Below are 12,319 nucleotides of genomic sequence, written 5' to 3'. Positions count from 1 at the left end.
GTTCTTAACAGCCCGGATCACATAATAATTATAGCAGTGAAGCAGTATAAGGCTGGACCGCCATATTTCTAACCTCCAATGTCAATTGTGTCGAAAAACGGGCAGGCGACGCATGACTTTTTCAACTTCATGTCAGGTAACTTCCGATAAGATCAGTTAGAATAAAAGCATACTTCTAGAGAGTGGGGACAAGGCAATTGAAAAGTAAATCGAGAAAAGTGGCAATCGTCGGCTCTGGTATGGTAGGTTCCAGCTGCGCCTACTCCATGGTTAATCAGGCCATCTGCGATGAGATCATGATGATCGACCGCACCTACGACCGTGCCATGGCACAAGCGCTTGACCTCTCGCACTGCATGGATTTCACCGGAACACGCACTAAGGTGTATGCAGGCACCTCCAGCGATTGCGCCGGGATGGATGTCGTCATTCTGACGGCAGGCGCCAATCCCAAACCGGGGCAGACCCGGCTGGATGTGCTGGATGCCGCCGCTGTCATTACCAGGGAGATTGTTACCGAAATTATGGCCGGAGGTTTCGACGGTATTTTTGTCGTAGCCGCAAACCCCGTTGATATTGTCACCTATATGGTATGGAAAATATCCGGCCTGCCGCGGCACCGGATCATCGGCACCGGCACCTCGATTGATTCTTCCCGCCTGAAGACGCTGCTGTCCGAGGTATTCACCATCGATCCGCGCAGCGTCAACGGTTACGCACTCGGCGAGCACGGGGAATCCCAGTTCGTGGCCTGGTCGCATGTAACGATCGGCGGCAAGCCGCTTCTGCAGATCATGGAACAGCACCGCGAGCGTTTCAGCAGCCTGGACCTTGAGGATATCGCCCGCAAGACGAAGGATGCCGGCTGGGAGATCTTCACCCGCAAAGGCTCCACGCATTTCGGGATCGGCAGTGCACTGGCCTACATCACGCGCTCCATTCTGAATGATGAGCACAAAATCATCGCCGTTTCGGCGATTCTGGACGGCGAGTACGGGCAAAGCGGCGTCTGCGCAGGTGCACCGGCCATTATTGGCAGCGGCGGTATCCAGGAACTGCTGGAGCTGAACCTCAGCGATGCTGAAATGGCGAAATTCGCAGCCTCATGCAGCATTATCCGCGGCGGAATTGAGAGTCTGCAGCTGGAAGAAAAGCTGTAAACCTGACCCGCGTCTGCGGATTGATTCATTAAACAGCAAACACCCCTCTGCTTCACACACGGTAATCCGTGCGGCAGAGGGGTGTTTTTTTATTTCTGCATGGCTTTATTGGAACTTCTCAATCTCGCTCCGCAATTCGGACATCAGCCCATTCAGGGATTCGGCCGAGGTTACAACCCTCCCCATCAGATTCCGCTGCTCGGTTGAAGCTTCTGCAACCATCTCGGCACTTTCCGCAGACTCCCTGGCAATGATCAGCATATCGGAGATGGAAGCCGTAATCTCTTCCGTCCCGGCCGACATTTGCTCGTTGATGGCAGATACATCCTGAATCTGCAAGGAAACCTCGCGGATGGAAGAACGGATATGGTCGAAGGATACGCCCACATTTTTCATTTTCCCCATACCGTCGCCGATTTCAACCACGCTCTTCTCCATAGAGACCGCAGCATTCTTCGTCGATTCCTGAATCTGGCGGATCAGTTCAACAATGTTCACGATGGCGCCGTTCGTGCGCTCAGCCAGCTTCTTCACTTCGTTCGCTACAACTCCGAAGCCGCGCCCGTGCTCGCCTGCTCTGGCAGCTTCAATAGAAGCATTAAGCGATAATAACCCCGTCTGATTGGAGATTTCCGAGATCACATCCACGATCTGTCCAATCTGCTCTGATTGACCGGTCAGGTTGTTGATCAGCTCTGAAGTCTTCCCCGCAGTAGTGCTAATTACTGTCATCTGCTCAAGTGTAGCCTGGATCTCCAGATAACCGTTCTCTACCTCGGTACTGACCGTTTCCGCCTGATCTGATACACTGACCGAGGATTCGGCAATTCTCTGCAGTCCGATAGCCATCTCTTCTGTGGCTCTTGCCGCCTGCTCCGAACCTCTGAATTGCTCCTCCATGCCCCTTGCTACTTCCTGGACCACGGTCTCGATCTCCGCCGAAGTATTGGAGGTCTGATTGGCATAATTCAGCACACCTTCTCCAGAGACAGCCACTTGGGCGACTGTAGCATCGATTTTGCCGACAATTCCGGCCAGGCTTGCGATCATATCATTGATGCTCTGGCTCATCTGGCCAATCTCATCTCCCGAACGCACTGCCACCCGTTCACTCAGATGACCCTCTGCCACCCGTCTCATTACACCGGAGATCGCTACTATCGGCTTCACAATCAAGCGGGTAAGATACAGGGAAATACCGATAACAACGAGCATAACTATAACAACGAATATCAGAGAGATGGTCTGGGCCGAAGTTACTTTGGCTGTAATCTCACTCTTTGGAACGCTGATCAGCAGCTTCCAGTCTGTGCTGGGGATCGTACGGAAATAGGTGATGACCTGCTTCCCGTCTTCGCCCTTGTAGGTCTCCGAACCCTTGTCGTTTGCCAGTATATTCTTGTAGGCTTCCTTCATTTCCGGCGTTCCGGCATAGTCCGCAATGTTCTTCCCGATCCGGTCCGGATCCGAAGAGGTATAATAATTACCTTGTCCTGAGATCACATATCCATAACCGGTTTCGGCTACATGGATGTTCTTGCTCATCTCCGTCAGAATATCAGGTGTTACCGAGAAGGCGATGCCTCCGGCGAATTGATTGTTTTTGTCCACTGCCGGAACGAAGACCGGAATGATATTTTTATTCAGCTGCTCCAAAAAAGACATATCGGCTACAGCCGGTGCATGGCTCGTCTTGGCTTCCTGGAAATAGGCTTCTCCGCTGACATCGGCGGTAAGATTAAGGGAATTCGACAATATCCCTTCCTTATTAATGACACTGTAGCCTTCGGACTGTCTGTCGCTGTCTTCCAGCACCTTGACTACCGGGAATATAGTGCCCGGCTGTGCGGTGTCGAATTCAGGATGCATGGCCATCAGTTCCTGTACCGCAGATGTTTTGGAGTTTATCCATTCATCGATCCGTGTAGTATTCATCTCCAGGATACTCTCTGCCAGCTCCTCGCTGTCCGCCCGGGTCACACCCCCAAAGTATTGCATGAAAAAGAGGGTCGCTCCCAGCAGAGGTATAATGGCAACTGCTAAAATGACCAACGACCACTTTTTCTGCAGAGAACCAGATTTTCCATTGTTTGCATTCATTTTCATTTTTGACCACAAGCCTGCCTTCTTCACCGAATGTCCCCCCAGAAAACCGTTGTAATCTTCCATATGCTGTAAATATATAATGATATATCGGCATAAATAGACAAAAAACATTATACATCCAATAAAAAATAAGCCTCAGGACCCAAAATTTAGGATCATGACGGCTTATTTTTTCATAATTATTTCATAATTTATAAATCAGAATCCGGCAAAAGTAGTGAATTTATAAATATGGCAGCTGAGCATTATCCTGATTTCGGAGGCTGCAATGCACGCATACTGTTGAGCACGGCAAGCACGGTTACCCCGACATCGGAGAATACGGCCTCCCACATGGTGGCAATTCCGAACGCTCCCAGCAGCAGGAAGACGGCCTTGACCCCCAGCGCAAAAATAATATTCTGCCACACAATGGTCCGCGTGCGCTTGGCAATGCCGATAGCGGCGGCAATCTTCGAGGGTTCATCCGTCATGATTACAATATCTGCTGCTTCAATAGCCGCATCGGAGCCAAGTCCGCCCATGGCGATCCCGACATCGGCTCTAGCCAGCACCGGAGTATCATTAATCCCGTCTCCGACAAAAATAATCTTCTCCTTCGGTCCCTTCTCCCGCTCCAGTCGTTCAATCGCTTCGACCTTATCTCCGGGCAGCAGCTCCGCATGAATCTCCTGAATGCCCAGCTGTCTGCCGACGGACTCGGCTACAGATGCAGCATCGCCGGTCAGCATGACGGTCTTGTGGATTCCCAGCGCGTTCAGCTCCTGGATGGCCCGCTGTGCATCCTCTTTCACTTCATCGGCAATAACGATATAACCTGCATACTGCTTATCGACAGCAATATGAACCACTGTGCCGCTCTGCTGCGGGATAGGGCTTGCAATCCCCTCCCGTTCCATCAGCCTTGCATTCCCGGCGAGTACTGCCTTGCCTTCGACTGTGACAGCAATGCCGTGGCCGGAAATTTCATTATAGTCCGTGATGGCTTCTCCAGGGATTACCTCCCCGTAAGCAGAGCGGATCGATTCGGCAATCGGATGACTGGAATGGCTCTCGGCATAAGCAGCAATCCGCAGCAATTCCTGCGGGGTGAATCCTTCCGCCGGATAATTCCCGGTCACACTGAATTGCCCTTTGGTCAAGGTTCCCGTCTTATCAAATACGACAACCTTCACATCATTTAGTGCTTCCAGGAAATTGCTGCCCTTGACCAGAATCCCGTTCCGCGAAGCGGCTCCAATGCCGCCGAAGAATCCGAGCGGGATCGATACGACGAGTGCACAAGGACAAGAAATAACAAGAAAGACAAGTGCGCGGTAGATCCAGTCCGAGAACGTGGCTCCGCTGAGTACCAGCGGCGGAACCACCGCCAGCAGCAGGGCTGTTATCACTACTACCGGCGTATAGGCACGGGCGAATTTCGTGATGAAGTTCTCTGTCTTCGCTTTATTATTGGTCGCATTCTGCACCAGCTCCAGAATCTGCGAGACCGCCGATTCGCCGAAATCCTTGGTCACCTCAATGGTAACCACACCATTGCGGTTAATGAATCCGCTCAGCACCTGGCTGCCCGGCTGGGTTGACCGGGGTACGGATTCACCGGTCAGCGCCGAGGTATCCATCATCGCGCTGCCTTCCAGAATGATGCCATCCAGCGGTACCTTCTCGCCCGGCTTAACCACGATGCTGTCTCCAACTGCTACCTCTTCCGGCGAGACCTTGCGCAGATTACCGCCTTCCTTCAAGTAAGCAAATTCCGGCCGGATATCCATCAGCGCTGTAATCGAACGGCGTGAACGGTTCACCGCCATCCCCTGGAACAGCTCACCTACCTGATAGAAGAGCATAACCGCAACGCCTTCCGGATACTCTCCGATAGCAAAAGCCCCGATGGTCGCCAGCGCCATCAGGAAATTCTCATCAAACACCTGGCCGCGGATAATATTCCGCGCGGCGGACCAGACTACCTCACCGCCGACGATAAGATACGCTGCCAGGAAGATTAACAGTTCCGCGATTCCACTGACAGGGAGGAACATCCCGGCAGCAGCCAGAACGGCTCCGCCGGCCAAACGCAGCAGGATTCTGCGCGTACCGCCTTCCCCGTGCTCATGGCTGTGGCCGTGACTGTGGTCATGACCGTCCTCAGCGGCAGAGGTATGACTATGGGTATCCTCTGCAGCCGCATGGTCATGACCGTGTGTGTCAGCATGGGCATGCGGCTCTCCGCCCGGATGGTCATGCTCCTGACCCTGAGTAGCTACGCGGCGTACCTGGCCTGGGCTGCCAGCAGCCAGCGGCTTCTTGACCGCCCGCGAAGCGGTGACTTCACGCAGCTTCACATGCGGTTCAAGTGCAGTGACAGTATGCTGCGCCTGTTCAGCTACTTCTTCTGCAGCAGAAGCAGCGGTCTCCAGCGTCATGGTCCTCATCGCAAAGTTCACGGAACAGGAAGATACCCCTTCGATCTTCTTGACCTTATTCTCTATCTTCATGGCGCAATTCGCGCAGTCCAGACCCTCGAGCACCCATTTACGCTTCACATTACCTTGTACCGTATTCAAATAACTCATCTCCCTTGGTAAAACCTATATATGAGTATTTGTTCATATGTTAACTTACACATATTATATTCCCCTGAATCTTGCAGTGTCAATGCACTCCGCGCATAGTTTTTGGCTTTTTCATGAAAAATAACAATTCAAACAACGTTTTATAAAGCTTATATAGCTTGAATTGGAGAAGATGCGGCATACCTGTAATTGAAGCGATAGGGATTTATTGCGACAACTAGCTCTGAAACGAAAAAAACTTGCTGCAAACCCTTGTAAAATACATTCAGCCGTCATAATATTAACATATGAGCAATCATTCATATGTTAACTGAAAAGAGGTTTTACCCATGAATCATTCTAAAAATTCCGGCACGACAACGCAGAATGGGGCACCTGATGGTAAGGATGCGGGGCATTCGGGGCATTCAACCCATTCAAACTACTCAGATCAATCAGAGCAGCATCAGCACAGTGAGCATGGAAATGGCGGGCAGCTGCACAACGGACATCAGCACAGTGAGCATGAGAACGGCGGAGACCTGCACAACGGGCATCAGCACAGCGAGCATGGGAACGGCAAAGACCCGCACAACGGGCACAAGGCTGCGGATCATTCCCATTCGAATTCGCACTCGCACTCTCATTCCCATGCACCGGATAATAAGAAAGGTCTGCTGATCGCCTTAATTATCACCGGCGGCATTATGTTTCTCGAATTCTTCGGCGGTCTTGTCACCGGCAGTCTGGCCCTGTTATCTGACTCCGGGCATATGCTCAGCGATACCGCCTCGCTGGCACTGAGTCTGGTTGCGATGATAATTGCTGCGAAGCCGCCGTCATCGAAGAACTCCTACGGGTTCTTCCGGTTTGAGATTATGGCGGCCTTGTTCAACGGGGTGACGCTGTTTGTTATCGCCGGCTTTATTATGTGGGAGGCGTACCAGCGCTTCTTCTCGCCTCCGGCTGTTGCCAGCGGAACCATGATGGTGATTGCCGCTGTCGGACTGCTGGCCAATCTCATCAGCGCCTGGTCGCTGATGCGCAAGAGCGAAGCTAAGGACAACATCAATATCCGGAGCGCTTATCTGCATATTATGGGCGATGCCCTCGGCTCTGTCGGCGCCCTGATTGCCGGCCTTATCATGAATCTGTTCTCCTGGTACGTCGCAGATCCTATCATCAGCGTGCTGGTTGCCCTTCTCATCCTGCGCAGCGCCTGGGGTGTCATTAAGCAGGCCTTCCATATTCTTATGGAAGGTACTCCGCTCACGGTGAATATACGTGATGTGCAGGAAACATTGCTGGGAATCGAAGGGGTCACTGATGTGCATGACCTGCATATCTGGACGATTACCTCCGGACTGGATGCACTTAGCGGCCATCTGCTGATCGGGGATCATACTGACCACCAGCAGGTGCTGAAGCAGGCACTTAAGGTTGTGGAAGACAAATTCGGCATTCACCACACTACCCTGCAGATTGAGAATTCTTCCTTGAAGCATAGGGATCTTCCTGTGTAATTGTGAGGCTTTTGCCGGACAGGGCATAATTGTTGTACATAAGAGTCAATTTCATAATTCAGTTGGCTGAATAGCAAGACTTGGCCAAAATCCAAGGTCGTTTTTTAAAAATTAGGCCACTTGCTGGGAGTTTCTCAACTGCTGGTTCAACTTGTCTAACGCAAATTTACTCAGATTGTAAGCTAGCGTACTGAGCTGGAAATCGACACTTGCCCGGACGCCGCGGTGACGTGTGCGTTTCATTCCAAAATACTCTTTGAGATAGGCAAAAACACGCTCCACTGCCGTACGCTTTTTGTAAAGCTCTGTAAAGCTTTCGCTCCCTCTTGCGGGATAGGTATGCTTACGTAAATCCGTTTGTATGCGGATTTTAAATACCTTTTGACAGCCGGAACCGGAAAGCGGACAGCCTTTGCACTCGCTCGGCCGGGTATACTTCAGCGTTTCGTACTTGGCATCAAAACTGTCGTAACGGTAGGCGTGCCCTTGTGAGCATACCGGAGTGTAATCCAGGTTCATTCCCTCGGGCGGATCTTTGTGGTGAATCATGGGAATCGCCGGATAGGCGCCTAACGAATGAATCAGCTGGTAGATGGCCGCGCAGTCGTATCCTTTGTCGCCCAAAATATGCTTTACCTTCAGCATAGGAAACTTCAGGAGCAGGCCTTTGAGAAGGATGACGGCCATGCGCTGGTCATTCGGATTCGCTGAGCTCCAGAGGCCACTCAGGATATACTGGCAGTCCGTATCGACGAGCAAATTCGCCTTGAACCCGTAGTAACTGGTCATTCGGCCCTTCGTATTTTTCTTGTCACAACGCGCGGCATGCCGGGGCAACGCAGCCAACAGTTCGTCATACGTGTAGGGCAACATCGCTTCAATGGTTTTCTGAAACGGTCCAAGACTTTGTTCATAGGCTTCCAGTTCTTGACGTCGGCGTTCCTTTTCAGCATTAGACGGCCGTCCACGCTTCGTGTACACGGGTTTCTTTGGCGGCTCGTTCTCAGCCTTAGGCTCAGGCTCGGGAAGTTCGAACTGAAGTTGCTCGGCTCCTGGAGCCTCGCTTGGCTTTTGCCCCCGGCGAGCCGCACGGCGCTTGGAGGCCGATTCGCTAAATTGGCAATCCCAAGCCTCGACCATGGAGGAATCCACGGCAATATGTGTGCCGGTCACAAAGCCTTCTTCTAGGGCAGACGTCACCAAGGTATCCTGAAGTTTTTCAAGCATCCCCGTTTGCTCCAGCGCATGAATCAAACGGGAATACGAGGCTTGGCTTGGAATATTGTCGGAGCCACTAAACCGGCACTGTACTCGAAATTCGTTGCTATGGGTCAGTCGGCGGGTCAATGCAGAGACAAACTCAATGTTCTCCATTTTTGCGATAAGCAGCGAGTAGATCATGGCAGGTACGTTTAGTTTTTCCGGCCGTCCGCGATGGTTCTTTTTCCCCAGTGCCAACAAGACCGGTGCCAGATTTAAGTGTTCAAAGATTTGACTATATTTATCTTCTGGGTGCATCAGGAGCAATTCCTCAAAGGAAAACAGCTCTTCTTGTCGAATAGACATAGATAGGGATTACCTCTTTTCATTCTCGGGTGTTGGTTTCGTCACCTATATCTTCGAGAATTTGGGGAGGTACTCCTTTTTCTATGCTCAAAAAAACCGCTCCCAGCAAGGGTTTGGAATTATGAAATTGTCTCCATATTGCAACTTGGGTTCATAGATATCAGGGTGTAGGGGAGGAATGTTGTATGAAATGCAAGAATATTCCCGTTAATCCGCCTGGAAGAGGAAGAATCCTGCATTATGTACAACAATTTTCAATTAGCGCCGTTTTACTGAGCGGAATGTTGTATTTCGTACAGGATTTAGCTCGAAGCAGTTCATTCACCCCGTAATACAAAAAGGGAATGTCCCCGAGCAGCCTATTCGCAGCTGCCGGGACATTCCCTTGTTCATGTTCAGAACTATCTATTCATGCCGGATATGCTCATGGGTCTGCAGGAAGATCTGCTCCACATGTGCATCATTCAGCGAGTAAAATACAGTCTTGCCTTCCTTGCGGCGTTTCACAATCCGCAAATTGCGCAAGTAACGGAGCTGGTGGGAAACAGCGGACTGTCCCATATCCAGGATCGACGACAAGTCATGCACACATAACTCTTGTTGGGATAAAGCGTAAATGAGCCGTACTCTGGTCGGATCGCCGAGTGCCTTGAACATCTCCGCCATCTTGTCTGTAGTCCCGCGGTCAGGCAGGATCAATGCCATAGATTCCGGTTCCAGCTCGGAACCATTGCATGTGTTGTCGCATTCTTCAAGTGCCGCTGGCTCCATGCTCTCGCCCTCCTCCATATGCTTATCCGGCTTCACCGGCCGTTAATAGTTACTTCTACGATTAATTATAGAAAAAACTGCGGTCAATGTCCATGGAGAGAAATGTAGAACAGGAGCGACAGCACATAACTGGTATAAGCAGAAGCAAACTAAAATTAGAAATATCAGCATAATCACACGCACAAATATTATATCCTACTCCGCAATAACCCGGGCTTTATACCGCTTTACGCCAAAAGAAGAACAAACCCGCTCCCAGGAATAACGCCAGGCTCCCGGACACTACAATCATCAGGCTCTCCACAGGCAGGTTGAACGCGCCGAACCGGTCCTCCCCGAAAGGCGACATGGCAAGCATCGGCTGCACCCATGGATAATACGGCCCGTATGTTGCTGAGTTCGCGATCAGGATATTGGGGATGGTGAAGCATACATTTAGCGCAAGAGGAGCGCCAAAGCTGCTCCAGCCCTGGGATACGGCCAGCTGCAGCGCAGCCAGCGGCAGGCAGGCGAACCAGCCGCCGAACAGGCTGGTCAGCAGCAGTTCCCAGGGAATCGCTCCTTCTGCACCGCGGTACAATCCCATCCCCAGCAGAGCTGCAAGAAACAGCAGCTGCACAGCAGCCAGGAGCGCCATAACCATTGTATATTTGGCCAGGTATACCGAGGTCCGTCTAACCGGCAAGGCAAGCAGCAGCTTCCAGCCGCCGTCACTATGCTCATTGCGGCAGATCAGAGCCGCAAAGATGCCCGAGAGCACCGGAAGGAATAACATGGCGTGAATAACCGACATGGCACTGAGCAACACCTGCCAGGTGAATACCCCGTCCGGCTGCCGGTCTGCGACAGCCCCGACGGCCAAGGCGATCAGCGGGCTGATCAGCACCAGCAGCCAGACCCAGGACCCCGACATCTTCAGACGCTCCGCAGACATAATTCGCATGAATGGTCTCATCTTCAGGCCACATCCTTTCGGGCGAAATGCAGGGCTCCCGGCAGCAGCACTATGACTCCAAGGAGCAGGCCTGCTCCGCTGAATAGCCAGGGATGCTCAGCATTCCAGGCCAGGGAAGGCCAGGATAACGGAATCCACTCGGAGAGGAATACCGAGAACAGGCTGAGCAGAGACAATGTCATACCCAGAGATACGGGAAGCGTCTGGTTACGGCTGGACAAGGACAGCCACAGCTGCAGCACAATGACAGGCATAGCCGCTGCGTAAGAAGCAAATCCTATCCGCAGGACATCCGTATAAGGAATGGGCTGCGTACTGAATCCGAGCAGCAGACCCAGGAAGACGGTCCCTGCCGACAGCAGGAGACAAGACACCACAAGCAGCATCAGGCAGATCAGCAGCTTGGACATGAACACAGCCGTGCGCGAGACAGGCAACGCCAGCAGCTGCTTCCACGAACTCGTCTGATGCTCGATATTTGCAATCAGCGAGCAGACCAGTGTCCCGCCGAGATACAGGGCTACCGGCACGAAATCGGACACATTGCGAAGCAGGCCTCCCCACAAATCCGCCTGGTATTGTTCCCGCAGATAATCATAGCGGAGCCCGAAATTCACTCCCTGCATGGCAACCAGGCCGACCGGTCCGAGGAACACCAGGAACCATAAGCCTTTGCCGCGGATCTTGAGCCAGTCCGCTGACAGCGCACGCCACATCATGATTGCCCTCCCCCAACTACCTGCAGGAAGAATTCCTCCAGCGATTGTCTGTGCTCTTCCACTCTGTAGACCGCATGGCCGTCTTCGACCAGCTCTTTGACCAGGAGCGATACTCTGGCATCACTCATCCGGGGCAGGATCAGCCTTCCCTCCTGCAGCTCACCGCCGCACCCGCGCCGCAGTGCAGTCACCAGCGCAGCCTCCGGCTCCGATACCGCCAGGCTCAGATTGCCTGCCGCCTGCTCCTGCAGATGGGCAATCGTATCCTGATAGACCATCTGCCCCTCACGGATAATGCCGACGGTTCCGGCCATTTGCTCAATTTCGCTCAGCAGATGGCTGGATACCAGAACCGTAATTCCCTGCTCTTCCGGCAGCCGCTTAATCAGTGAGCGGATTTCCTGAATGCCCGACGGGTCCAGCCCGTTGGTCGGTTCATCCAGAATCAGCAGCTCCGGGCTGCCGAGCAGCGCAGCGGCAATGCCCAGCCGCTGCTTCATGCCCAGCGAGAAGCCTTTGACCGGCCGTTTCTCTTCCCCGGTAAGCGAGACAATATCCAGCACCTCGGCAATGCGCGGCTTCGGCACATCCAGAATCCGGCGGATTGCCTCCAGGTTGTCCAGGGCACTCAGATGCCCGTAATAGGAAGGGGACTCCACCAGAGAGCCTACTTTGCGCAGGATTTGCAGCTTGTTCCGGCGCAGCTCCCGGCCAAAAATTTCGATACTGCCGGAGGTCGGCTTAATCAGACCCAGCAGCATACGGATCGTTGTTGTTTTGCCGGCGCCGTTCGGACCGAGGAATCCATAGATTTCCCCTTGTCTGATATTCAGATTCAGTTCCTTCACGGCCGCACGGCCACGGTATTCCTTAAGCAGAGCTCTTGTTTCTATTACTGTATCCTTCATTCTCTTCACCTCGGTATTCAGCATAACGTCCCAAGGTTAAAAGCGCGGAAGCAGCAAGT

The 12,319-nt window shown here is 52.5% G+C and carries 9 protein-coding genes; 2 read left to right on the top strand and 7 right to left on the bottom strand.

Annotation, left to right across the window (positions count from 1 at the left end):
• The first annotated feature begins 197 nt into the window (after nt 1-197).
• A complete protein-coding gene (locus tag NSQ73_RS32515) occupies nt 198-1,160 on the top strand; it encodes an L-lactate dehydrogenase (RefSeq protein WP_042133078.1) in 963 nt (320 codons plus the stop codon).
• Nucleotides 1,161-1,265: 105 nt separating this feature from the next.
• On the opposite strand, the gene NSQ73_RS32510 is transcribed toward NSQ73_RS32515, so the two are convergent.
• Nucleotides 1,266-3,158, bottom strand: coding sequence for a methyl-accepting chemotaxis protein (locus NSQ73_RS32510; RefSeq protein WP_340990318.1), 1,893 nt, complete (start codon nt 3,156-3,158; stop codon nt 1,266-1,268).
• A 353-nt stretch (nt 3,159-3,511) separates the two neighbouring features.
• Nucleotides 3,512-5,830, bottom strand: coding sequence for a heavy metal translocating P-type ATPase (locus NSQ73_RS32505; protein ID WP_340990317.1), 2,319 nt, complete (start codon nt 5,828-5,830; stop codon nt 3,512-3,514).
• Nucleotides 5,831-6,360: 530 nt separating this feature from the next.
• Here NSQ73_RS32505 and NSQ73_RS32500 point away from each other — a divergent pair.
• Entirely contained in the window at nt 6,361-7,341 is a 981-nt protein-coding gene (locus NSQ73_RS32500; protein WP_340990721.1) for a cation diffusion facilitator family transporter, read from the top strand.
• A gap of 111 nt (nt 7,342-7,452) precedes the next feature.
• Here the strand turns inward: NSQ73_RS32500 and NSQ73_RS32495 are convergent, their stop codons facing one another.
• From NSQ73_RS32495 to NSQ73_RS32475, 5 genes are all read right to left on the bottom strand, one after another.
• Nucleotides 7,453-8,907: a transposase gene (locus tag NSQ73_RS32495; protein ID WP_340986072.1), complete on the bottom strand. Its 1,455-nt coding sequence runs from the start codon at nt 8,905-8,907 to the stop codon at nt 7,453-7,455.
• Between the two features lie 405 nt (nt 8,908-9,312).
• Nucleotides 9,313-9,678 (bottom strand): ArsR/SmtB family transcription factor, encoded by a 366-nt coding sequence (locus NSQ73_RS32490; protein WP_039299548.1) that lies wholly within the window; start codon nt 9,676-9,678, stop codon nt 9,313-9,315.
• Nucleotides 9,679-9,895: 217 nt separating this feature from the next.
• Nucleotides 9,896-10,633, bottom strand: a complete 738-nt coding sequence (locus NSQ73_RS32485) for an ABC transporter permease (protein ID WP_340990316.1) — start codon at nt 10,631-10,633, stop codon at nt 9,896-9,898.
• Between the two features lie 2 nt (nt 10,634-10,635).
• Entirely contained in the window at nt 10,636-11,352 is a 717-nt protein-coding gene (locus NSQ73_RS32480; protein ID WP_340990315.1) for an ABC transporter permease, read from the bottom strand.
• Complete coding sequence (locus NSQ73_RS32475; RefSeq protein ID WP_042133070.1) at nt 11,349-12,260, bottom strand: ABC transporter ATP-binding protein; 912 nt, start codon at nt 12,258-12,260, stop codon at nt 11,349-11,351. Before NSQ73_RS32475 ends, NSQ73_RS32480 begins: the two co-directional genes overlap by 4 nt.
• Between the last annotated feature and the right edge of the window lie 59 nt (nt 12,261-12,319).

The sequence above is a fragment of the Paenibacillus sp. FSL R10-2736 genome (assembly GCF_038000245.1).
Taxonomy (GTDB): Bacteria; Bacillota; Bacilli; order Paenibacillales; family Paenibacillaceae; genus Paenibacillus_AQ; species Paenibacillus_AQ phytohabitans.
This window is presented reverse-complemented; position numbering and strand designations above follow the sequence as displayed.